This is a genomic window from Gilliamella sp. B3127 (assembly GCF_026536935.1).
GTDB lineage: Bacteria > Pseudomonadota > Gammaproteobacteria > Enterobacterales > Orbaceae > Gilliamella > Gilliamella apicola_E.
In genome coordinates this window covers 467589-492014 of sequence record NZ_JAFNNI010000002.1, presented here as the reverse complement: position 1 = coordinate 492014, position 24426 = coordinate 467589, and the positions used below count along the sequence as shown (strand labels likewise).

Genomic DNA, 24426 nt, shown 5'->3' with positions numbered 1-24426 from the left:
AGGAATTAGGATTATTTGATGCTTTATATTACTCGAAAGCTACCTGCAAAGAAAAGCATTGCATTGGTTGCACATGATCATTTGAAAGAAGCATTATTAAATTGGTGCAAAACAAATCGCGAAGAACTCTCTCATCATAATTTATGTGGAACAGGTACAACAGGTACATTAATTAAAAAAGAAACCGGATTAAATATTACGCCAATGCTTAGTGGTCCAATGGGGGGCGATCAGCAAATCGGCGCCTTAATCGCAGAAGGTAAAATTGATATTCTTATATTTTTCTGGGATCCTCTAAATGCCGTTCCTCATGATCCAGATGTAAAAGCATTGTTACGCTTATCAACGGTTTGGAACATTCCTGTTGCAACTAATCAAGCAACAGCTAACGCATTAATACAGTCCTCAATATTTACTCAAGAAGTGGAGATAGAGATCCCTGATTACCAAGGCTATTTAAATGAAAGAGTAAAATAGATGCCAATTCCTTCACAAGTTCGCAAAACAGGTAGATACATATTATTATTTGATAATCTGTTTATTGTATTGGGATTTTATGTCGTATTTCCGCTCGTTTCTACGCACTTTGTTAGCCAAGTAGGTTGGAGTGCACTATTTGTTGGTTTTGCTTTAGGATTTCGTCAATTTGTTCAACAAGGATTTGGCTTAATTGGTGGTGCTATAGCAGATCGATTTGGTGCAAAACCCATGATCATAACAGGTATGTTTTTGCGGTCGATTGGCTTTATTTCAATGGCTTTAGCAACTGAACACTGGTTATTACTTGTATCTTGCTTATTGTCTGCATTGGGTGGGCTATTATTTGATCCACCTCGAATGGGATTAACCATAAAATTTACTAGACCTCACGAACGAGGAAAATTTATATCTTTATTAATGATACAAGATAATGCAGGTGCAGTTATTGGTGCTCTTATTGGTGGTATCTTAATAGATTATGATTTCCAATTAGTTTGTTGGTGCGGCGCTTTTATCTTTTTCTTATGTGGCATTTTTAATCTGTTTTTTTTACCCTCTTATCATATTGCAATTGGTAAAGCTTCAATTATTAATGGTATGAAAATGGTTTTGAAAGATAAAAAGTTTACTCATTATGTGCTTACTTTAACTGGTTATTATGTGCTTGGGGTACAAGTCATGTTGATGCTACCTCTAACAATTACCAATATTTCAGGAAGTTCAAGCTATGTGAAATGGATGTACGTGATTGAAGCAATTATCTCACTAACTTTGCTTTATCCTATTGCTCGGTTTAGTGAAAAACATTTTAGATTAGATCAACGCCTTAAATTTGGATTACTTTTGATGTCGTTTGCCTTTATAATTATCGGATTTACATCCCAATTATCTATTTTGTTATCACTCATAGCGCTTTTTTACCTTGGGGCAATTGTAGCAGAGCCGGCTAGAGAAACTTTAGCAACCGTTTTAACTAATCCAAAAGCCAAAGGTAGTTACATGGGATTTAGTCGATTAGGGCTTGCTTTAGGTGGGTTTGTTGGTTATACCGGTGCCGGTTGGCTTTATGAAATTGCAATCAAGATGGGTTTTCCGCATTTGCCGTGGATTATTTTAACTTTAGTTGGTTTCTTAACGTTAGGTTATTTACAGTATTTATTTAAAGATGAACCCCCCATCAATTTAGTTAAGATGAAAAATATCGGTTAATTTCACCATATTTAAATAAAATAGCTTCACCAACGTTTAATTTATGCCAAGTTTCATTTGAAGTTAATGGCATAGTTGAAATAATGGTGACAATATCATTTGGTGTGGTATGCTTTTGAAAATCAATTTCAACATCTTCATCAATTAATTTAGCTTTACCAAATGGTGCTTTTCGGGTTATCCAATGCAAATTAGTTGAGCAATAAGCGAAGACATATTGCCCATTAGAAAGCAGCATATTAAATATACCAAATTGATTTAGATTAAGCGCACATTCTTGAATATAAGTAAAAAGCTCAATATCATCAGAGGGTTGTTTGGGATATTTTTTATGCAATTGATTAATTAAATAACAAAAAGCATATTCACTATCTGTTAACCCAACAGGTTCAAAAATCCCTATATCTAATGTTTGATAATCAGTCAATTGCCCATTGTGAGCAAATGTCCAATTTTTTCCCCATAATTCGCGAGTAAAAGGATGAGTATTTTCTAAGGCCACTCCTCCTCGATTAGCTTGACGAATATGAGCAATTACTGCCGTTGATTTTATTGGGTATTGTTGAACTAATTTAGCTATAGGTGAAAAACTACAAGGTTCAGGATCTTTGAATGTACGACATCCTTTACCTTCATAAAATGTTATTCCCCAGCCATCTTTATGTGGACCTTTATCACCGCCACGTTTGATTAAACTGGTAAAACTAAAACAGATATCAGTCGGCACATTGGCACTCATACCCAATAATTCGCACATATTAAGCCATCTCTTTTTCAATGAGTAAAATCAAAATATGAATCACTTTTATATGGATTTCTTGCACTCTATCAGCATAACCAAAATGAGGTACACGAATGTCTACATCAGCCAAACCATTCATTTTTCCACCATCTTTACCTGTAAGCGTGATAATTTTCATACCTTTTTGTTTTGCTGCTTCAATCGCTTTAATGACATTAGTTGAGTTTCCTGAAGTTGAAATACCTAGTAGTACATCACCTTTTTGACCAACACCTTCTACATAGCGAGAAAAAATAGAATCGAAACCATAATCATTACCAACGCAAGATATATGACTTACATCTGAAATTGCAATGGCAGGATAGGATGGTCGATTATCTCGAAAACGGCCAGTTAACTCTTCAGCAAAATGCATAGCGTCACAATGAGAACCTCCATTACCACATGAAAGTACTTTACCACCTTGTTTAAATGAGTTAGCGATTAAAATTGCCGCTTGTTGAATTTGTTTAAGATTTTCATCATTTGAAATGAAATTAGCTAATACGTCAATTGCTTGATTTAGCTCATCTCGAATAGTGTTAATGTACATCAATTTTACCTCTTTTGTAGAAAGCTTTTTTCTTACCATTGTAATTCGTTAATAACAGCTTGCAAGTAATAAAAATGAAATTTCTTATAGTAAGGAAAAACTTTGATGCAATTATTAAAAATTTATAAATCTTTGTTGAAGGATTGATAATTTATAAATGTAAAAATTACACTTTATAAACAGTAAATTTACAAACAATAACTTTCGAATAATCATACTTACTTATACTTGTTATAAACATGTTAATTCCCCATTTTTGCTAATAGGATAACCCTTTAATCTGTGCTATAATTGGCTAATAAATTTTTCACTAAAAGTGATTATAAAATTGCATCTAGAATCTATCGATAAGGAATAAATATGCAAATAGTTAAAGGTAAAGTTGCTGCACCAAAAGCTAAAGTAGCCATTATCGTGGCACGTTTTAACCAATTTATTAACGAAAGTTTAGTTACTGGAGCAGTAGATGCATTAACTCGTATTGGTCAAGTTGAAGATAAAAACATTTCAGTTATTTGGGTACCAGGCGCTTACGAAATTCCTTTAGCAGCAAAAGTTGCTGCACAATCAAAAAAATATGATGCCATTGTAGCATTAGGTACGGTAATTCGTGGCAGTACGGCTCATTTTGATTTCGTTGCTGGAGAATCAAGTTCAGGTTTATTGAATGCTAGTTTAGAGTATTCAATACCAGTTGGTTTTGGAATTTTAACCACCGAAAGTATTGAGCAGGCGATCGAACGAGCTGGAACTAAAGCGGGTAATAAAGGTGCTGAAGCAGCATTAACCGCACTTGAAATGTTAAATGTTATCAAAACAATTAAGGGGTAATTTAGTGGCGTTAGTTAATCCTCGTCGTCGAGCAAGAGAGTGTGCCGTTCAAGCCATTTACTCTTGGCAAATTTCTAAGAATGATCTTGCTGATGTTGAGAGCAGTTTTATAGCTGAACAAGATATGAAAGGTGTTGATAGTAAATATTTTAGAGAATTACTTCATGGTGTTGCCAAAAACACAGCAGAATTAGATGAAAAAATGGCACCTTACCTAACAGAAAGAACTGTTGATGAGTTAGGACAAATTGAATTAGCGGTACTACGAATTGCAACTTATGAATTAATGAAGAGACATGATGTCCCTTATAAAGTGGTTATCAATGAAGCAATTGATCTGGCAAAAACTTTTGGCGCAGAAGAAAGCCACAAATTTATAAATGGTGTATTGGATAAAGTTGCTCCAACTATTCGTACACGATAACTGTCTTAAATTGGGAATATTATGAACGACACGATCGAAAAAAGCAGGCCTTCAATTTTTTATGCCAAAAATAGTCAATCAAGTGTGAAATCTGTAAAAAACAAAGGCAATGATCATCGAAGTAAGCGTAAAAATGATAGTCTTCAGTCTAATTCAAAAGCAAAAAATGATCGAATTGAAACATTTAAAGTAAAATCATCAAATAAAACTATAAAGTCATCTAAAGTAAACTTAAATTTATCAGATGAACATGATTCTCCTTGGCAAAAAAAAGTTAAAGATAACGATCAAACTCCAACATTTGGCTATGATGAGTATCGACAAAAAAAAGAAGAGACTTTAGTTTATAGTGAAAACAGTTGTAGAGCTGTATTTAAGCATCGACGCTCTGCTATAGTGAAATTATTTATTACTCAAGAAATGACTTATCAGTTTAAAGATTTAATTAATTGGTTAGTCAAACAACGACTAGGTTATGACGTTGTATCAACAGAACAAATTACTAAAATAACTCAAAACCTACATCATGGTGGAGTCTGTTTAATTGTTAAAAAACGGATACCACTCTCTTTACTTGATTATTTACATGAACATGATGATAAAGTTCGTGATTGTATTCTTGCGATTGATGATGTTAATAACCCTCATAATTTAGGTGGATTAGTTCGTAGCGCTGCTTTTTTTGGGGTTAATGGTATCATTTTGCGTCAAACTAATTTGCTTGATAGTGGATCAGCAATGCGAGTCGCTGAAGGTGGTATTGAAGCGATTGAACCAATTAAAAGTGATGATTTTATTGTATCCATAGATATATTAAAAAAGAATGGTTATCAAATAATTGCCTTATTACCATGTCAGTCAAAATCCATTAAATCAACCGAATTATCACAACTTCAATTTAAAAAGAAAGTTGTATTAATTATATTTCAACAAATTAATACAAAGTTAATTAATTGTGCTGATAATGTTGTGCATTTGAGTGGTAATGATAATATGTCGGCATTAAATATTTCTGTTGCAGCAGGGATTGTTTTATCTACTATTAAATATCAATCTTAATTGATATTGCTCTAGTTATTTTTGAATATTTTGATGAAGTTAACACTTTTGTCTTCTCATTATATTAAATAGCATCAATTGGTTAGAAAATGGTTGTTTTTTCTGTACATTGGTATCGAGTTTTTTAATGTATTGGTAATTATTATGTCATCTAAACATCGAGTTGGTTTAATTTTTGGTAAGTTCTATCCATTACATAGTGGCCACATTTATCTTATTGAAAAAGCGTTAACGCAAGTTGATGAATTACATGTAATGCTTGGTTGTGAAGCAACTCGCGATAAACAACTATTTGAGAAAAGTCGTTTACCTAGGCAGCCACAAGTTAGTGATCGTTTTTCATGGTTAAAAGATACCTTCAAAGACAGACATAATATTCATATTTATATTTCTGATGAAACTGGAATTAACTATTATCCTAATGGTTGGAAAGAGTGGAGTGATAGTATTAAACATATATTATCAGAAAATAAAATTGAACCATCTATTGTGTTTACTAGTGAACCACAAGATGTAACGGAGCATGAGCGCTATTTTGGTTGCCCAGTAGTTGTTATTGATGCTAATCGTGAATTCGTTAATATCAGTGCGACCAAAATTCGAGAAAATCCTTATCAAAATTGGTCTTTCATTGCCCAAGCAGCTAGACCTTTTTTTGTTAAAAAAGTCGCCATCATTGGACATGATAAATTTAATGAATTGCCCGTAAAATTAGCTAATATTTATAATACACAATATGTTTCAAATGGGTATATAAATTATATTCAACGAGAAATTTCAACTCTAGAAAATAAACGTTACTTAAGTGAAAATGATTATCTAAGAATTGCAATGTTACATGTAGAGAGAATGAGTAAATCATTAGAAAATGCTAATAAGCTTCTCTTTACTTCGATCGATTTTGGGACATTATCTAACTACTACGAGCAAATTTTTGGCAAATCTAATGAAGTCTTAATTGGACTAAAAAGTAGTTACCAATTTGATTTAATTATTCATGAAAACGATTTACCGGCGAATTCCACTCCATTACAGCATTTTGAAATTGTTTCTAAAATGGTTGAATCGTTATTGATTTAGCTCATCACATTTAGGTTAGCTTATGATAAAATAAGCTAACTTTTTGTGATAGGTGAATTTTTATGTCTCAATCTTCTCAACCAAATGAAAATCAGGATAAAATTGATTTTGGTTACACCCAAGTTCCAAAACAAGATAAAGTAAAACGCGTAGCAGAGGTGTTTCATTCTGTTGCAGATAAATACGATATCATGAACGATCTAATGTCATTTGGTATTCACCGAATCTGGAAAAAAATAACTATTGAGTATAGTAGTGTTAGGAAAGGGCAAAAAGTCCTTGATCTAGCTGGTGGTACAGGTGATTTAACAGCTAAATTCTCACAAATAGTTGGAGATGATGGCTTAGTTGTATTAGCAGATATCAATGAGTCGATGCTTAAGGTTGGTAGAGATAAACTACGAGATAAAGGCTTATTTAAAAATATTGAATATGTACAAGCAAATGCAGAGGAGTTACCATTTGCAGATAACTATTTTGATTGTATCACTATCTCATTTGGTCTACGAAATGTGACTGATAAGCAAAAAGCGCTAGAATCTATGTGGCGAGTTTTAAAGCCAGGAGGGCGTTTATTGATTCTAGAATTCTCTAAACCACAATACCAAATTTTAAATAAAGCCTACGATCTTTACTCATTTACTATGTTGCCATTAATGGGAAAAATCGTAGCCAATGATTCAGATAGTTATCGATATTTAGCTGAATCTATCAGAATGCACCCAGATCAAAAAACACTGAAAAAAATGATGGAAGATGCTGAGTTTGTCGATGTTAAATATCACAATATGACAGGCGGTATTGTAGCCTTACATACTGGTTTTAAATTTTAATGTGATAAACAAATAATGACATTTTTTCGACTTTATAAAATATTAACCATATTTCGAGCTTATCGATTAGAAGAGCTATTACCAAAACACCGTGTCTCAAGGTGGTTACGAGTATTATTGTTTTGTTTGTTTTGGGTTAGACCTAAATCAAATCAACAAGAGATTGGTGAAAGGTTGCGTCAAGCCTTACAAGAGCTAGGTCCGGTATGGATAAAATTTGGGCAAATGGTTTCAACAAGACGCGATGTGCTGCCAAAACATCTTGTCGATGCTCTAGCCAAATTACAAGACCAAGTTCCCCCTTTCGATGGAAAAATTGCAAAACAAATTATTGAAACTGCTCTAGGGTGTCCTATAGATTTTTATTTTTCAGATTTTAATGATCAACCATTAGCATCAGCATCCATCGCACAAGTTCATACAGCAACTTTAAAAAGTAGCCAAGCTGAAGTGGTAATCAAAGTTTTGCGACCAAATATTTTACCTATAATTAAATCTGACATTCGCTTAATGTATTGGATTGCTAACCAATTTACTAAACGGATAAAATTTGGTGAAAAGTTACGGGCTGTAGAAATTGTCAGTGATTATGAAAACACGCTTCTAAAAGAATTGGATCTTCAGAAAGAAGCCTATAACACAGCTCGTTTGCGTGACAATTTCATTAATAGTGAGATCCTTTATATTCCATATGTGTATCAAGATTTGTGCCGAAAAAATGTTTTAGTTGAAGAGCGAATTTATGGTACTCCGATAGCTAATGTTGACGAATTAAAAAGAAATAATGTCAATATGAAGTTATTAGCAGAGCGTGGTGTTCAAGCTTTCTTTACCCAAGTATTTAGGGATAATTTTTTTCATGCAGATATGCACCCGGGCAATATCTTTGTGGATATAAGCGAACCCCAAAATCCTCGTTACATTGGGATAGATTGTGCAATTGTAGGTATTTTGACTGAAGATGATCAACGCTATTTGGCCGAAAATTTTCTTGCATTTTTTAACCAAGATTATCGAAAAATTGCACAAATTTATATCAAATCTGGTTGGGTTCCAGAAACAACGGATGTTGCCGCATTAGAAATGGCTATGCGCAATGTGTGCGAACCTGCATTTGCTAAACCACTTGGTGAGCTCTCCTTTTCGCAAATTTTATTATCACTATTTCAAGTTGCACGTCAATTTGAGATGGATATTCAACCTCAATTAACCTTACTTGAAAAAACGTTATTTTATATAGAAGGGTTAGGGCGCCAACTCTATCCAGAACTTGACTTGTGGCAAACGGCTAAACCATTTTTAGAAAATTGGTATGAAGATAAATACAGTGCTAAAAAGTTATTACATCAAGTTTGGACCTCCTTACCAGAATGGAAAAATCTTGTTGTTGAGCTACCGGAAAAGTTGAATGATCAAGTTCGGATGACTAAGCTGATGCATGTTCAGTTAAAACAGATTAATCAACAACTTCAACGTAGTAAAAGAAACCAACAAAGATTAATGTTTGCAATAAGTATTCTTAGTCTTTTATGTATTGCTTTACTTGTCGGGCATTAAGCGAGTTATTTTTTGGAATCTCACCATTTAAGTGTATAATTTTACTATTTTAAGCTATTGGAGACTTATCATATGCCAAGTTTGCCCAAATTACTCATATTTGTAGCGGTTATTGTTCTATTATTTGGAACAAAAAAATTGCGTTCATTGGGCTCTGATCTTGGGGCTTCAATTAAAGGTTTTAAGAAAGCTATGAATGACGACGATGATCAAAAAGAGACAGATGATTCACAAAAAGTGGAACGTCTCAACTCATCTGATGATAACCACACCAATAAAGAGTAACTTGTGTTTGATATTAGCTTTGGTCAGCTACTATTAGTCTTAATTATCGGGTTGGTCGTATTAGGACCAGAGCGTCTACCTATTGCAATTAAAACTGTTGCAAGCTGGATAAAAGTACTCCGCCGTATGTCTGCAACTGTTCAGTTAGAATTGAATAAAGAGCTTAAATTACAAGAGTTACAAGATAGTTTAAAAAAAGCAGAACAAAGTGGGCTAAATACCCTAACACCGGAAATTCAAGAATCCATTGATGAATTAAAACGCGTAACCGAAACACTACAAAAAGAGATCGATTCCGCCTCTCAAATAGATACAACAATTCATTCAGATAAAGATAAATTATGACAGACGACGCAACGCAACCACTTATTGGTCATCTAGTAGAACTAAGAACACGGCTTTTACGATGTATCATCTGTATATTAATTGTATTAACGTGTTTACTCTATTTCTCGAATGATATTTATCATATTGTTGCTAATCCGCTTATTAGTCAATTGCCAAAAGGTAGTAGCATGATTGCAACTGACATTGCGGCACCATTTTTTACTCCTATTAAACTGACTGCTGTTGTTTCGATATTTATTTCGATTCCTTATATTTTGTATCAAGTATGGGGATTTATTGCACCTGCATTATATCAACATGAAAAACGTCTAATTATGCCATTGATAATTTCAAGTACGGTACTTTTTTATATTGGTATTGCGTTTGCTTATTTTGCAGTATTTCCTCTCGCTTTTTACTTCTTTATTCATACTGCTCCAGTTGATGTTGCGATAAATACCGATATAACTAAATATCTTGATTTTGTCATGACATTATTTATAGTCTTTGGTTTTGCATTTGAAGTCCCTGTTGCAATAATATTGCTGTGCTGGACAGGAGTAACAACCCCTAAAAATCTACGTAAAAAAAGACCTTATATTATTGTAGCAGTATTTGCTGTAGCTATGTTTGTTACACCACCAGACGTATTTTCACAAATTTTATTAGCTGTACCTATCTGTTTATTATTTGAAGTTGGGACATTCTTTGCCCGGTTTTATCAACCAAGAAAAAAAACCATACAAGATGATGATAAAAATATAGACGATGAATAATAGATTGATAATTGATCCAATGAATACGAGTAAAGGATAACTAAATGAAAACATCTCTTCCTGAGTTTAATCTGGCAAATGTTCTTGTTGTTGGCGATATTATGTTAGATCGCTATTGGTATGGCGGTACCAATCGCATATCACCAGAAGCGCCTGTACCAATTGTTAAAATTGATTCTCTTGAAGAACGTCCTGGCGGTGCAGCTAATGTTGCACTCAATATTACCTCCCTCGGAGGTAAAGCGCGTTTAATTGGCCTTACAGGAATGGATGAACCTGCTAAGGTGCTTGATGAGCAACTTACTAATCGACATGTTCATTGCGATTTTGTATCTGTCTCAACACATCCAACTATTACTAAATTAAGAGTGTTATCAAGAAATCAACAATTAATAAGGATTGATTTTGAGGAAGGTTTTAATAATGTGGATCATACTCCTATTTTAGAGCGTATTGATACCGCACTTACAACTTCTAGAGTAATGGTTCTATCGGATTATGCCAAAGGTGCATTAACTGCTGTACAAGAAATGATAAAACAAGCACGAAAAGTTAATGTACCAATATTAGTTGATCCTAAAGGTACTGATTTTGAGCGTTATCGTGGTGTAACATTACTGACACCAAATATGTCTGAATTTGAAGCTGTAGTTGGAACATGTAAAACAGAAGAAGAGATCATTGAAAAAGGTTCCCAACTTATTAAGCAATATGATCTTAAAGCCTTGCTTGTTACTCGTAGTGAAAAAGGCATGACGTTAATACAATTAGATAAACCTGTTTACCATCTACCAACTCAAGCTAAAGAGGTATTTGATGTTACCGGTGCGGGTGATACTGTAATCGCAACTTTAGCAGCTTCATTAGCTGCAGGGCAATCACTTGAAGAAAGCTGTTATTTAGCAAACGCTGCAGCTGGTGTAGTTGTCGGTAAATTGGGAACATCAACTGTTTCGCAAGTTGAATTAAGTAATGCTATTCGGGCTCGCGCAGATGATGGTTTTGGGGTGATGACTGAAGATGAATTAAAAGAAGAAATTCGTAAAGCACGATTACGTGGTGAAAAAATTGTCATGACTAATGGCTGTTTTGACATTTTGCACGCTGGGCATGTTTCATATCTTGCTAATGCTCGCAAGCTTGGTGACCGTTTGATTGTAGCAGTAAATAGTGATACCTCAGTAAAACAATTGAAAGGGGAATCTCGACCAATAAATCCATTAATGCAAAGAATGATAGTATTAGGTGCACTTGATTCAGTTGACTGGGTTGTTCCTTTTGAAGAAGAGACTCCACAAAGGTTGATTGCCAGTATTTTACCTGATGTATTAGTAAAAGGTGGTGACTATAAACCTGAAGATATCGCCGGTGGAAAAGAAGTTATAGAAGCAGGTGGAGTAGTTAAAGTCCTTAATTTTGAAGATGGTTGTTCGACTACAAACATCATTGATAAGATTAAACGGAAATAAATAATATAATAATTAGCTATTTATTTAAGTAGCTAATTAGTCAATTATCGAATTATTTAGGTTTGGGTATATTTTAAAACCAATCAATAGATAATAACTATCGTTAAATTTCAAAATTAATACTTTTTTTATTATCTGCTTTATGCAAACCTATCAACTACCAAATGCTAATTTATTTAAAGGATTTCTTTTATGACTAAACACTATGACTATATTGCTATCGGTGGTGGTAGTGGGGGTATTGCTTCAATTAATCGAGCGGCATCTTACGGTAAAAAGTGCGCTATTATTGAAGCTAAATTATTAGGCGGAACTTGTGTCAATGTTGGGTGTGTTCCCAAAAAAATTATGTGGTATGGTGCACAAATTGCTGAGGCGATTAATCATTATGGCCCTGATTATGGTTTTGATACGACAATTAATCATTTTGATTGGGATAAACTAATCGCTAGCCGAACAGCTTATATTGATCGTGTTCATCAATCTTATGATCGAGTATTAAACAATAATAATGTCGATGTTATTCATGGATATGCTAAATTTATTGATAGCAAAACGCTTGATGTCAATGGTGTGCATTATAGTGCCGATCATATTCTTATTGCTGTCGGTGGTAAGCCAAGTATACCCAATATTCCCGGAGCGCAATATGGAATTACTTCTGATGGATTCTTTGAATTAAAAGCATTACCAAAAAGAGTGGCCGTTGTTGGTGCAGGCTATATAGCTTGTGAAATTGCCAGTGTTTTACACTCGCTAGGTGCTGAAACTCATCAATTTGTTCGGCAAGGCACACCATTACGTGCTTTCGATCCATTAATTGTTGAAACATTAATGGAAGTTATAACTAATGATGGTCAGCATTTGCATACTTTTACAATTCCATCTTCTGTCACTAAAAACGTTGATGAATCATTAACGTTAACATTAGAAGATGGTAAAAGTTATACTGTTGATTGTTTAATTTGGGCAATAGGACGAGAACCTGCAACTAAAGAAATGAATTTATCTGCAGCTGGCATTAAAGTTGACAATAATGGGTTTATTATTGTTGATGAGTATCAAAATACTAATGTAGCAGGAATTTATTCTGTTGGCGATGATACTGGAGCTGCGGCATTAACTCCAGTTGCAGTTGCTGCTGGTCGACGCTTATCTGAGCGACTTTTCAACAATAAACCAAATGAACATCTAGATTATACTAATATTCCAACGGTGGTATTTACCCATCCACCCATCGGGACAGTAGGGTTAACAGAACCACAAGCAATGTTACAATATGGCCCTGAAAACGTGAAGGTCTATAAATCTACGTTTACTGCTATGTATACTGCCGTAACTTCTCATCGCCAACCGTGTAAAATGAAATTAGTTTGTATTGGTGAACAAGAAAAAATAGTCGGCATTCATGGTATAGGCTATGGTATGGACGAAATTTTACAAGGTTTTGCTGTCGCATTAAAAATGGGTGCAACAAAAAAAGACTTTGATAACACCATCGCCATTCACCCAACAGCGGCAGAAGAGTTTGTTACAATGCGCTAATGTATAGAAAATTTATTATATCTTGTTAAAAAAAACAGGGCTTAAGCCCTGTTTTTATATGGTGTTAAATGATTAATTATCTAATCTATTTTGCCAACCCTTTTGAGCTAATGATGAAAAACCAACTAAAACAGCAAGTAAAGCCACTGCTGAGATGTAAATACCTGCTCCCAGATAACTGTATTCACCTAATATATGATCGGGACTTAATAAGTAGATAGTTAAAGTCGGCGTTATTGCACTAAACAATGCATAGGCTAAATTGTAAGATAATGATAGACCAGAATAGCGAATGGCTGGTGGAAAGGTTCTAGTTCCTATAATTGGTGTCATAGCGATTGATCCGATAAATAAGCCAAATATCGCCCAAATCGAATATAGTTTAGCTAATGACATATCTGGCGTTAGTGAACTATAGAAATAGATGCTTACCACAGCCAATCCACCCCAAGTTATGACGACTGTTTTTGCTGTACCTAATTTATCATCTAACCAACCAGAAATAACACAGCCAATTGATAATGTTAAGGCAGCAATACATCCACCAATACGCCAATCCAGATTAGCAAAATGATACATACCGCCAACGATACGGCCAGGAGTAATTAAAATACCAACCATAATTGCTGTTGATAATGACCAAGTTAACAAAGCGACTATCAAACAAGCTGTCTTATGTTTTTTTAGTACGGTAACAACAGGAATGCTTTTTTCTAATGCTTTACGTGCAGCTAATTCCTTGAAGATTGGCGTTTCAGATAAAAATTTTCTTAAATAGACTGAAATCACACCAAAAATTCCACCAATAATAAACGGTATACGCCAAGCATAATCTAAAATATTTTGGCTAGTAAAATAGAGATCAACAATAATTGTAACGAAAAATCCAAGTAAAATTCCGCCTGTAATACCTGATGTTAACGTACCAACGCCCAAACCATAGCGTTGTTTTGGTGTATGTTCTGCGATAAATACCCATGCACCAGGCATTTCTCCACCAATAGCTGCGCCTTGTAACATACGCATCAACAACAATAATAATGGTGCTACAATACCAATTGCTTCATAGGTCGGTAAAATACCGATAATAAAAGTAGGTAAAGCCATCATTGCTACACTTAAGGTAAACATCCGTTTTCGGCCAACTTTATCTCCAAAGTGGGCCATAATAATTCCGCCAACAGGACGAACTAAATAACCAGCAGCAAAAATCCCCCATGCAAATAAATCTAAGGTTAATGGTGACAAGGTATGTGGTAAAAATAGTGGCTTGACAATGGTATCAATATATAGTGCATAGATAACAAAGTCATAAAATTCAAGTGTTCCGCCTAAAGATGACAATATTAATGTTTTAAAATCCTTACTATTCAATGGTCGGGCGACCGGTTGCCATTCAGCGTTAATTTCAGATTGACTCATGAAAAAACCTTATTTTTATTATTAAATGAATATAGCCAGTAAAGAAAATGACTATTCTTTGATAAATTTTAATCTTGAAAAGGCATTCTGCCATAAAAAGTAGTCTTTTGTTTAATCATAAAAAAATTTAATCAACTATAACGATATGTTTGTTTGATTTATAATATGTATAAAAAATGATATTAAACTAAAATTCTATCTATATATCGAATATAATAATTTTAAAATATTTGGATAAAAATAATGGCAAAACGATGCAGTTGGGTTACAAATGACCCGTTATATATAAATTATCATGATAATGAATGGGGGTATCCACAATATGATAGCCTTAAACTATTTGAAAAAATTTGTCTTGAAGGACAACAAGCTGGATTATCTTGGATTACCGTACTAAAAAAAAGAGAAGAATATCGTCGATGTTTTTTTAATTTTGACCCAGAAAAAATTATTCAATTAAATGCTATTGATATAGAGTCATTAATTAAAAATAAAGGCTTAATTCGAAATCGTTTAAAACTTAATAGCATTATAAAAAATGCTCATGCCTATTTAGCTATGCAAAATAATAATGAGGACTTCTCACAATTTATTTGGTCATTCGTTGATGGTAAGCCAATAGTCAATCACTACAAAGATAAAAGTGAGGTTCCTGTTAGTACAGAAATATCCGATAAAATGTCAAAAGCACTGAAAAAGAAAGGATTTTCATTCGTAGGATCAACAATTTGTTATGCATTTATGCAATCTATGGGCTTAGTTAACGACCATTTCGAAGATTGCTTTAAAAAATGAGGGGAAATTGATGACAATCATGAAATTAATAAAATATTGCCTAATATTAATATTAGTTTATTTCATCGTTTGTAATATCATTATTTTTATTTACGCTAATCAAAAGCCATCAACTAATGCTGATACTTTAGTCGTATTAGGATCACAAGTGGTTGGAACACCAGCTGAAGCGCCACTTACCTTACAAAATCGTTTAGATACAGCATTTAATTATTTGCAGAGTAATCCAAATACCAAAGTAATTGTTTGTGGTGGGCAAGGAAGCGATGAATCTGCAACTGAAGCAAGTGTGATGGCTGATTACCTAATTAAAAAAGGTATTGATTCCTCAAGAGTATATCTTGAAGACGGATCAAGGCGAACGGCTCAACAGTTTGTTTATGCTAATCAAATTTTACCACTAGGCAAAACAGTTGTTGTGACCAATGATTTTCATATTCTTCGTTCAATTATGCTAGCTAAACGCTCGGGTATTAGTGATATTACTGGTTTACCTGCACCGTTAGCTTATACCAATATTGATAAATATATAGCAATGATAAGAGAGCCATTAGCTTTACTTAATTCATGGCTGTTTGACCATCCATTAGATTATGTTGAAAATAATAATTAGCCATTCTAATTAAGTTAGATAGCTTGCCTTTACAGATTTTTAATGATAGTCATGGTATGATTAATCATTGCTATTTTTAATTACAATTAATAAATATGAATTCAGACACAATTGTTGCACAGGCAACACCACCTGGTCGTGGTGGTGTTGGTATATTGCGTATTTCTGGACCTAAAGCACAAGAGGTAGCTAAAGTCGTTTTAGGTATCTTACCTAAACCACGATACGCTCATTATCTGCCTTTTTTAGCCGCTGATGGTACAACGTTAGATGAAGGCATTGCTTTATTTTTTCCAAATCCAAATTCGTTCACTGGTGAAGATGTACTTGAACTACAAGGTCATGGTGGACCAGTTATTTTAGATCTACTTTTAAAACGTATTTTAGAAATTTCTGGTGTGCGTATTGCAAGACCGGGTGAATTTTCAGAGCGAGCTTTCTTAAATGATAAATTAGATCTTGCACAAGCTGAAGCCATCGCAGATTTAATTGATGCGAGTTCAGAACAAGCGGCCAAATCTGCTTTGTCATCTTTACAAGGAGTGTTTTCTAAAAAGATTAATGAATTAGTGGAATCGCTTATTCATTTGCGTATTTTTACAGAAGCAGCTATTGATTTTCCTGAAGAAGAAATAGACTTTTTATCTGACGGAAAAATAGAAGCAGAGCTTGACCAAGTTATTCAACGATTAAATGAAGTTCGTCATGAAGCCAAACAAGGTTCATTACTGCGGGAAGGCATGAAAGTTGTCATTGCCGGTCGACCTAATGCGGGTAAATCAAGTTTACTTAACGCATTAGCCGGTCGTGATGCGGCTATTGTTACTGACATAGCAGGGACAACACGTGACGTTTTGCGTGAACATATTCATATCGATGGTATGCCTTTGCATATCATTGACACTGCCGGACTACGAGAAGCCAGCGATGAAGTAGAACGAATCGGTATTGAACGGGCATGGCAAGAAATTGACCAAGCGGATCGGGTGTTATTTATGGTTGATAGCACAACAACCAATGAGGCCAACCCAGAAAAACTTTGGCCAGAATTTATTGAACGCTTGCCTAAAAATATGCCAGTAACCGTTATTCGAAACAAAGCAGACTTAACAGGTGAACCATTAGGCTATAGTGAACAAAATGGTTATTGCCTTATCCAACTATCAGCACGAACTGGAGAAGGTATTACCTTATTACGTGATCATCTTAAACAGGTAATGGGCTTTACTAGTAGTACAGAAGGGGGCTTTTTAGCTCGTCGACGACACTTACAAGCACTTGAAAAAGCTGCAGAGCATTTAAATAATGGTAAATACCAGCTCACAACATTTCATGCTGGCGAATTATTAGCGGAAGAACTCAGATTAGCTCAAGAATCTCTGAGTGAAATCACTGGTCAATTTACATCTGATGACTTATTAGGAAGAATATTCAGTTCATTTTGTATTGGTAAATAATTCAAGTTTTACAGTTAACGAGCTAATACTTGTCAAAAACCAGAATTCAGTTGTTTTGGTTTTTGAACATAAAGACATAGAAGAGTTGAACTACTGTAATGTCTGGAATAATTCAGTGTTATTCAAAAAAAGATAAAAAATATACTCAGTAAATACGAGAGATAATCGTTTAGGTATGGATTCTAAAGCATTAAATTTACATAATTTTCAATGTATTGTTTAAAAACTTTCACTCTGTTTGGCATATAATTTCTATCCTTGAATATTAAAGAGATAGGTCGAATGCTACCGGTCCAATTAGGTAACACTTGCACTAACTCTCCATTAACTAAACTTTTTTGAACAAACTGAGATGGAACAAAACATATCCCCATTCCTGCTTTGGTTGCGTCAATTATTAGTTCAGTATCATCCATAATCAAATAAGGATTTGCTTGTACCTCATAATATTCTTTATTTGTGGTATTAGTGAGTGACCAGCTTAAGTTATGACTTATATTAATTAAATTTTTATCGAGTAAATCAATGGGATGTGTACATATAGGTATTTGTTCTAAATAATCTTTGGATGAGCACAAAATATTTTTCGACAATAGTATTCGTTTTGCTATCCAATCACTATCGGTCAAATCTCCCACGCGTATGGCAATATCTATATTCATATCGGCTAAATTAACTATCTGATTCGTAGCCATTAAATCTATTTTTATATCAGGGTATGTTTTCATAAATGAAAACACACAGTTTCCAAACCATTGATGTGTTAGGCTTAATGGTGCAGTTATTCTTATTGTTCCGGATAACTTTTGGTTAAAATCATACAAATCTTCAGCTGTTTCAACAAACTCCTCAACTAAGGTAGTAAATTTAGCAATATACATTTGTCCTAATGTCGTTAGGGTGATCTTCCTACTGCTTCTATGCATCAAAAGACCGCCAATAGCCTCTTCTAATTGAGTTAGACGTCTGCTTATAGTTGGTGAAGGCATACAAAGTTTATGCGATGCCTTAACAATACTACCTTCTTTGATTACATTAACGAAAATGACCAAATCATCTAATGATAATTTCATTTTTGAAATTTAACCTTGTTTTTTTGTTTATTGTACTATGAATGAATTATTCATAAAATCAAAATCTATCAGTTATTGACCTACCTTAAGCAACGTGGACTAACTTGATACCATTAGATGCCTTTTTATGAATAAAATAGAGATTAAAATGAAAAAAAAAATTACAATTTTACTTGTTATACTATCAACCTTTTTTTGGGGAACTAATTTTAATGCTGGTTCGATAGTTGTCTCTTCCGTATCGCCACTTACAGCAGCTTCTGAACGTTTTATTATTGCAACATTAGCTATTTTTGTTTTTATGATCATTAAAGATAAAGGCAACATCAATGCATTTAAATTAAATTGGAAACCATTAATTTTACTTGGATTATGTGGCATTACAGGCTTCAATTTAGCCTTTTTTATCGGGTTACAAACTACATCCGCTTTAAATGGTGCACTTATTATGGCTACATCGCCAGTGACAACCATATTAATATCATCAATTACAGAAAAACACCGTGTTTCATTGCCACAAACTGTAGGGATGTTGATCAGCTTGATTGGTGTAATTTTAGTGATAAGCCATGGTGATATAAATAATATATTTAAATTACATTTTACTCGTGGTGATTTGATTATTTTATTGGGAAATCTGGCTTGGGCAACCTACACTGTTGGATGTCGTAGATTTATATCCGATTCGACACCATTACAAACAACAGCTTTTACGATGTTATTTGGTACTATAGGAATAGTTGTATTTTCTTTTTATCAAAGTGACTTAATAAAAGAGATTGAAGAAATTTCAACATACAATCAAATTATTCTTATTTATATGGGACTTGTTGGTTCAGTATTAGCATATTTATTTTGGAATGTTGGGATAAAAGAACTCGGTGCAGCTAATACTTCATTGTTTTTCAATTTCGTACCTGTTTTTACTTTATTACTCGCTTTTATAACCGGTACAATACCCAATTTATTACAGTTAGCTGGAGCCCTTTTAGTTATAAGTGGAGTGATATATGCGACAGGATCTTATCAAATATTAAAAATTAATCGTTAAAAAAGTCCTAATATCACAATTCAATAATCATTATTTGACATAATTAACCATAAGTTCGAGAGTTTTTTTGTTTAAAGATTTTTTGAGTAAAATGTCATTTAATGTTTTGTGCAATGACGGTTAAGTAGATTTGTACTCGTTATGGCTATTCCCTCATTCAATTAGTACGAAAAGGATCAGCTATTAACCTAAATATGTGATTATATCAAACAGGTAATGTGTTTTATGAGTAGCACGGGATGAGACTTTTGGCTTATCACTGACATTTATAAGCACTTGAAAAAGCAGCAGAGCATTTAAATAATGGTAAATACCAGCTCACAACATTTCATGCTGGCGAACTATTAGCAGAAGAACTTCGGCTTGCGCAAGAGTCATTGAGTGAAATTACTGGCGAATTTACCTCCAATGATCTACTAGGGCGCATATTCAGCTCATTTTGCATTGGTAAATAAGCTGAACATAATGTTGGTTAGAAATATAGGGATATAAATAAAAAGTCATATCCCTATGAAGTGTTTTAAGAATTAAAAATTAACTTAAGCTATTTATTTTTGCCGGCATTATTTGGAACTAAAAATAAAATTGAAATAAAACATAACAGACAAAATCCGACATTAATCCATAATGCAATTGCTGCACCAGTTGCTATACTTTGACCACTGGCAATAACTGCAGCATAAATTGATGCTGAAATGGCGACACCAAAAGCACCGCCTAATGAACTTGCCATTTTATATATTCCTGATGCAATACCAACTTTATCTTCAGGGGCGCTAGAAATTGCTGTGTCAATCGAAGGTGTCGCATAAAAACCTAAACCAAGACCAAATAAAATGTAGCCACCTAATACTGAAATAATATAAAGCATATCTGGTAAAAATGTCAGCGTCATCAATGCAATTCCGGAACCAGTAATTAACGGTCCCATTAACATTGGTTTTTTTGCACCTACCTTTTGTAAGATTTTTTCACCAACACGAATCATACATAAAACCGAAACTAAATAACCAATAGTTAATAATCCATTTTGGAAAGAGGTAAACCCTCGCCCCTGTTGGGTATAAGTGCTGGCCACAATTAACGTGCCTGCAACAGCATTTAGCATAAAGTTGGATAAGGTAGTACCACGGTAAGGGATATTTTTAAATAATGCAAAATCAATGAAAGCGCCACTCGCTTTACTTTTTTCAATAACAAAAAATAAAATCATAAAAACAAAACAAACGGTAGCCAACGATAATGTTGTTAGACTAGTCCATCCAAAAGTAGAACCTTTGGTTATCACAAGATTTAATGAAACTAACGTAATAACAAAAACAAATAGCCCTACATAATCAAATTTTGACAGACTCGAAGGATCTTCAATTTTGGTTTCAGGAGTTCCTTTCAACAAAAGCATACCTAATACAGCACAGATAATAGAGATTATAAAGATCCATTGCCAACCTAAATAAGTCGCTATTGCACCGCCAGCAAGCACACAAGTGCCCGAGCCGCCCCAAGATCCAATCGACCAAAAACTCAATGCACGCTGACGATCTTTGCCTTGATAATAGGTTTTCACTAATGCTAAAGTCGATGGCATAATACAGGCTGCAGATAAGCCTTGAATAATGCGTCCAAAGGTAAATAATATTTCTCCTTGGGCGAAAATCAAACAAAGACAACCAATAATACTTAAAATAAAACCAAAGTAAGTAAAACGAACTCGTCCAAAGCGATCAGCTAAACCACCAGCAACCACAATAAAGCAGCCAGAGAAAAGTGCAGTCAAACTTACTGCTAAATTAAAAGAGGCTGGAGTGATACCAACAGTATGCTGAACAGCCAGTCCAACATTGACTATTGATTGAGCAAACAGCCAAAAAGTAATAACTCCTAATATAATACCTAATGTTAACCGGTTATAACTTTTAACTTGCTTGGTGCTAGAATTCTTTGAAGTTGACATATTTAAACCAGACATAGAAGCGATTTATCCTTATTTACTTAAATATGTTTCAGTTAATGCAACCCAATATGACGCAGCAGGAACAATACATTTATCATTAAAATCATAACCAGGATTATGAACACTACAAAATCCTGGTTCGTCTCCATTGCCGATAATCATGTAACAACCATTTGGATTGCTCTCTAACATAAAAGCAAAATCTTCACTGCCCATAAAAGGATGGCAATTATCATGAACACGATCTTTACCGACTAATTTCTGAGCAACTTCTAATGCAAATTTTGTTGCATTAGCACCATTATGTAAAACAGGGCTACCATTGATATGTTCGATTTTAACTGAGGCGCCAAAACTTTCCGCCTGCGAAGTGGCAATTTCGGTAATACGCTTGAGCAATAAAGTCCGGGTATTATTATCTAATGCTCTGACGGTTAGCTTCATCAATGCATCGCTATTCACCACATTGGGGGCTTCTCCAGATTGAATACAACCAATCGTGATAACAGCTTTCTCAAAGGGTGAAACATTGCGGGAAACAATACTTTGTAAAGCAATGCCAATATAACAAGCAACAAGCGTCGCATCAATTCCTCGCTCAGGCATGGCTCCATGAGCACCTTTCCCTTTGATGGTGATATGTATCGTATCGGATGAAGCCATAAGAGCACCGCTTTTAAAATAAAAATGACCTTCCTTAAATCCGGGCATATTGTGAATACCGAAAATCACATCACAAGGAAATTGTTTAAATAAACCCTCATCGACCATCACTTTCCCACCATATAACAACTCTTCAGCTGGTTGAAAAATGACATGTAAAGTCCCATCAAAGTTGCGTGTTTCGGCAAGATATTTAGCTGCACATAGCAAAATAGTGGTATGCCCATCATGACCACAACCGTGGAATTTACCATGGCTAACACTGCTCCAAGGTTTACCCGAAGCTTCAACAATAGGTAATGCATCCATGTCAGCTCTAATACCTATTTTCTTATTACTAGCGCCATTTTTCAAAACACCAACGACGCCAGTTTTTGCTAGACCACGATGAACCTCATAGCCCCATTCAGATAGCTTATTTGCAACTAAATCACTGGTTTTTTTCTCTTCAAAACCTAACTCAGGATGTTTATGAATCTGATGTCGAATATCAACAAATTCTTGTTCTGTTTTTCTAATCGTTTCCATAATATGCTGCATTTTAGGCTCCTAATTAACCTGAATATCGTTTATGAGAAAAAAATAAAAATGGAACTATACATCTAAGTTAAAATTATATTTAAAAACAAAAACTAACTTTGTTATCAAAACCACATAGATGAATAAATATACAATCTAATTTTGTATAAGTCGATTATTTCTGTTATTCAATTTTTATTCTTGAAGGATAACCTTTCTTATTTTTCTTGGCACCATGGTTTATTTGAGTATAAAGGAGCAGAAACGCTCAATCATTACGATTTATTAATAACAGATATAAATCTTATAAATTTTCATTATTCTGAGGTGTTTTTTTTGTAGGCTTATTGGCGTAATATAATCACTATACTTTATATGGCAGACAAATTTATTTTAATTATAGATGTTCCAACGTTGCACTAGATGAATTATAGATAACAAAAGGGGATAATGATGAAATTAATCGTCGATAATATGAGTTGTCAACATTGTGTTAAAACCATTACTAAAGCAATTAATGATATTGATCCTAAAGCTAAAGTGACTGTTGATTTAGCGAAACATGAAGTTGATATAGAAGGTGGTACTATCTCACAAGAAGCTGCAATTCAAGCCGTTGATCAAGCGGGGTTTGAGTTTGTGGGTATTTCGTATTAAGGCAATACTATTTACAATTTCTCATTTTAAACGATTAAGACAATCGCTTAAATACTAGATAATACAAATATCCAATAGCCTCTATTTTACTAGATAATGCACTAAAAAAGTTTTCATATACTTCATTGGCACGGATTGTCGATGAAGTATATAGCTGTTGAAAATAGCGTTTGCCGAAAATACCACATTTAGCTTTCTAGCCTTTTCCTGCGGTGTCCCACCATTGATAAAAATGGTGAGTAGGTCCAATTCCTTTACCAATTTTCAAATTATCTGCATTTTCAATGGCACCTTGTAGGTATTTTTTTGCTTGTTTAACGGCTTCTTCTAACTCATATTTTGGTAGTAATGCTGCAATAGCTGCGGATAATGTGCAACCTGTACCATGTGTGTTTTTAGTTTGGATACGTGGTGATGCCATTCTGATGATCTTTGTTGGCGTGATTAAATAATCCGGACTTTCTTGACTTGGCAAATGTCCCCCTTTCATTAATACTGCCTGACAGCCTAATTTGAGTAGCTCATAACCCTGTTGTTGCATTTCATCTTCGTTTTGTGCCTCATGACAATCAAGTAATGCTGCTGCTTCTGGAAGGTTAGGGGTGATGATGGTGGCTAATGGTAATAGCAATTCTCGAATAGCGGTAATGGCATCATTTCTCAATAAAGGATGCCCCCCTTTGGCTATCATTACCGTATCAAGAACAATATTGGTAATAGGATTATTGCTTAATAGATGATTAACCGTGGTTACAATCTCTTTATTCATCAGCATACCGATTTTAACGCTATCAATATGGATATCTTGATATAGTGTGTTAAATTGAGCCTCAACAAATTCGGGTGGCACCGGGTATATGCTATTAACACCTTGTGTACTTTGTGCGGTTAAAGCAGTAATGACTGACATCCCATAAGCGCCAAGCGCTGAAAAGGCCTTTAAATCGGCCTGAATACCTGCACCGCCACTAGGATCGCTACCAGCTATAGTTAATGAAACTGTTGTCATGGTT

At 34.2% G+C, this 24426-nt stretch carries 24 protein-coding genes and 2 pseudogenes; 19 read left to right on the top strand and 7 right to left on the bottom strand.

Features of this window, described 5'->3' with window-relative positions; translation table 11 throughout:
• The first annotated feature begins 18 nt into the window (after window positions 1-18).
• Both J3U00_RS05310 and mdtH read left to right on the top strand, forming a co-directional pair.
• On the top strand, window positions 19-477 hold the full coding sequence (locus tag J3U00_RS05310; protein WP_065734666.1) for a methylglyoxal synthase: 459 nt from the start codon (window positions 19-21) through the stop codon (window positions 475-477).
• Complete coding sequence (mdtH, locus tag J3U00_RS05305; RefSeq protein ID WP_267331792.1) at window positions 478-1689, top strand: multidrug efflux MFS transporter MdtH; 1212 nt, start codon at window positions 478-480, stop codon at window positions 1687-1689.
• Here the strand turns inward: mdtH and J3U00_RS05300 are convergent.
• Together J3U00_RS05300 and lpcA are read right to left on the bottom strand one after the other, a co-directional pair.
• A complete protein-coding gene (locus J3U00_RS05300; RefSeq protein ID WP_267331791.1) occupies window positions 1667-2446 on the bottom strand; it encodes a class II glutamine amidotransferase in 780 nt (259 codons plus the stop codon). The genes mdtH and J3U00_RS05300 overlap by 23 nt on opposite strands.
• 1 nt (window position 2447) lies before the next feature.
• Window positions 2448-3023: a D-sedoheptulose 7-phosphate isomerase gene (gene lpcA / locus J3U00_RS05295; protein ID WP_065734664.1), complete on the bottom strand. Its 576-nt coding sequence runs from the start codon at window positions 3021-3023 to the stop codon at window positions 2448-2450.
• Between the two features lie 360 nt (window positions 3024-3383).
• On the opposite strand from lpcA, the gene ribE reads away from it, so the two are divergent.
• The 11 genes and pseudogenes from ribE (at window position 3384) to gorA (ending at window position 13209) form a co-directional block, all read left to right on the top strand.
• A complete protein-coding gene (gene ribE / locus J3U00_RS05290) occupies window positions 3384-3854 on the top strand; it encodes a 6,7-dimethyl-8-ribityllumazine synthase (protein ID WP_416380190.1) in 471 nt (156 codons plus the stop codon).
• Between the two features lie 4 nt (window positions 3855-3858).
• On the top strand, window positions 3859-4278 hold the full coding sequence (gene nusB, locus J3U00_RS05285) for a transcription antitermination factor NusB (RefSeq protein WP_218058472.1): 420 nt from the start codon (window positions 3859-3861) through the stop codon (window positions 4276-4278).
• A 21-nt stretch (window positions 4279-4299) separates the two neighbouring features.
• Window positions 4300-5337 carry a TrmH family RNA methyltransferase gene (locus J3U00_RS05280; protein ID WP_267331790.1) on the top strand — a complete coding sequence of 346 codons (1038 nt, stop codon included), beginning with the start codon at window positions 4300-4302 and terminating at the stop codon, window positions 5335-5337.
• 144 nt (window positions 5338-5481) lie between these two features.
• Window positions 5482-6417 (top strand): multifunctional transcriptional regulator/nicotinamide-nucleotide adenylyltransferase/ribosylnicotinamide kinase NadR, encoded by a 936-nt coding sequence (nadR, locus tag J3U00_RS05275; RefSeq protein ID WP_267331789.1) that lies wholly within the window; start codon window positions 5482-5484, stop codon window positions 6415-6417.
• Between the two features lie 62 nt (window positions 6418-6479).
• Entirely contained in the window at window positions 6480-7250 is a 771-nt protein-coding gene (ubiE, locus tag J3U00_RS05270; RefSeq protein WP_267331788.1) for a bifunctional demethylmenaquinone methyltransferase/2-methoxy-6-polyprenyl-1,4-benzoquinol methylase UbiE, read from the top strand.
• A 15-nt stretch (window positions 7251-7265) separates the two neighbouring features.
• Entirely contained in the window at window positions 7266-8807 is a 1542-nt protein-coding gene (gene ubiB, locus J3U00_RS05265; protein WP_267331787.1) for a ubiquinone biosynthesis regulatory protein kinase UbiB, read from the top strand.
• Between the two features lie 72 nt (window positions 8808-8879).
• The gene (gene tatA, locus J3U00_RS05260) at window positions 8880-9092 is read left to right on the top strand and encodes a twin-arginine translocase TatA/TatE family subunit (RefSeq protein ID WP_065563594.1); all 213 of its coding nucleotides are present in this window, start codon (window positions 8880-8882) and stop codon (window positions 9090-9092) included.
• A gap of 3 nt (window positions 9093-9095) precedes the next feature.
• Window positions 9096-9419, top strand: a pseudogene (tatB, locus tag J3U00_RS05255) (Sec-independent protein translocase protein TatB); the annotation flags it as partial.
• Between the two features lie 14 nt (window positions 9420-9433).
• A complete protein-coding gene (gene tatC / locus J3U00_RS05250) occupies window positions 9434-10195 on the top strand; it encodes a twin-arginine translocase subunit TatC (RefSeq protein WP_267331786.1) in 762 nt (253 codons plus the stop codon).
• Window positions 10196-10239: 44 nt separating this feature from the next.
• Window positions 10240-11664, top strand: coding sequence for a bifunctional D-glycero-beta-D-manno-heptose-7-phosphate kinase/D-glycero-beta-D-manno-heptose 1-phosphate adenylyltransferase HldE (hldE, locus tag J3U00_RS05245; protein WP_267331785.1), 1425 nt, complete (start codon window positions 10240-10242; stop codon window positions 11662-11664).
• 192 nt (window positions 11665-11856) lie between these two features.
• A complete protein-coding gene (gene gorA, locus J3U00_RS05240; protein ID WP_267331784.1) occupies window positions 11857-13209 on the top strand; it encodes a glutathione-disulfide reductase in 1353 nt (450 codons plus the stop codon).
• Between the two features lie 72 nt (window positions 13210-13281).
• Here the strand turns inward: gorA and J3U00_RS05235 are convergent, their stop codons facing one another.
• Complete coding sequence (locus J3U00_RS05235; protein ID WP_065734657.1) at window positions 13282-14631, bottom strand: MFS transporter; 1350 nt, start codon at window positions 14629-14631, stop codon at window positions 13282-13284.
• A 243-nt stretch (window positions 14632-14874) separates the two neighbouring features.
• On the opposite strand from J3U00_RS05235, the gene J3U00_RS05230 reads away from it, so the two are divergent.
• The 3 genes from J3U00_RS05230 to mnmE all read left to right on the top strand — a co-directional run bounded on the left by J3U00_RS05230 (window position 14875) and on the right by mnmE (window position 17496).
• Complete coding sequence (locus J3U00_RS05230) at window positions 14875-15426, top strand: DNA-3-methyladenine glycosylase I (protein ID WP_267331783.1); 552 nt, start codon at window positions 14875-14877, stop codon at window positions 15424-15426.
• A 10-nt stretch (window positions 15427-15436) separates the two neighbouring features.
• The gene (locus J3U00_RS05225; RefSeq protein ID WP_267331782.1) at window positions 15437-16039 is read left to right on the top strand and encodes a YdcF family protein; all 603 of its coding nucleotides are present in this window, start codon (window positions 15437-15439) and stop codon (window positions 16037-16039) included.
• A 95-nt stretch (window positions 16040-16134) separates the two neighbouring features.
• The gene (gene mnmE / locus J3U00_RS05220; protein ID WP_267331781.1) at window positions 16135-17496 is read left to right on the top strand and encodes a tRNA uridine-5-carboxymethylaminomethyl(34) synthesis GTPase MnmE; all 1362 of its coding nucleotides are present in this window, start codon (window positions 16135-16137) and stop codon (window positions 17494-17496) included.
• Between the two features lie 182 nt (window positions 17497-17678).
• Here mnmE and J3U00_RS05215 read toward each other — a convergent pair whose 3' ends face one another.
• A complete protein-coding gene (locus J3U00_RS05215; protein WP_267331780.1) occupies window positions 17679-18569 on the bottom strand; it encodes a LysR family transcriptional regulator in 891 nt (296 codons plus the stop codon).
• 148 nt (window positions 18570-18717) lie between these two features.
• Here J3U00_RS05215 and J3U00_RS05210 point away from each other — a divergent pair, with 148 nt between their 5' ends.
• Both J3U00_RS05210 and J3U00_RS05205 read left to right on the top strand, forming a co-directional pair.
• Window positions 18718-19620, top strand: coding sequence for a DMT family transporter (locus J3U00_RS05210; RefSeq protein WP_267331779.1), 903 nt, complete (start codon window positions 18718-18720; stop codon window positions 19618-19620).
• A gap of 272 nt (window positions 19621-19892) precedes the next feature.
• Window positions 19893-20075, top strand: a pseudogene (locus tag J3U00_RS05205) (tRNA uridine-5-carboxymethylaminomethyl(34) synthesis GTPase MnmE); the annotation flags it as partial.
• 89 nt (window positions 20076-20164) lie between these two features.
• Here the strand turns inward: J3U00_RS05205 and J3U00_RS05200 are convergent.
• Both J3U00_RS05200 and J3U00_RS05195 read right to left on the bottom strand, forming a co-directional pair.
• Complete coding sequence (locus J3U00_RS05200) at window positions 20165-21589, bottom strand: MFS transporter (RefSeq protein ID WP_267331778.1); 1425 nt, start codon at window positions 21587-21589, stop codon at window positions 20165-20167.
• A gap of 15 nt (window positions 21590-21604) precedes the next feature.
• A complete protein-coding gene (locus J3U00_RS05195; protein ID WP_267331777.1) occupies window positions 21605-22777 on the bottom strand; it encodes a M20 aminoacylase family protein in 1173 nt (390 codons plus the stop codon).
• Between the two features lie 429 nt (window positions 22778-23206).
• On the opposite strand from J3U00_RS05195, the gene J3U00_RS05190 reads away from it, so the two are divergent.
• Window positions 23207-23413: a heavy-metal-associated domain-containing protein gene (locus J3U00_RS05190; protein WP_267331776.1), complete on the top strand. Its 207-nt coding sequence runs from the start codon at window positions 23207-23209 to the stop codon at window positions 23411-23413.
• Between the two features lie 196 nt (window positions 23414-23609).
• On the opposite strand, the gene thiD is transcribed toward J3U00_RS05190, so the two are convergent.
• A complete protein-coding gene (gene thiD / locus J3U00_RS05185) occupies window positions 23610-24422 on the bottom strand; it encodes a bifunctional hydroxymethylpyrimidine kinase/phosphomethylpyrimidine kinase (RefSeq protein WP_267331775.1) in 813 nt (270 codons plus the stop codon).
• Window positions 24423-24426: the final 4 nt, after the last annotated feature.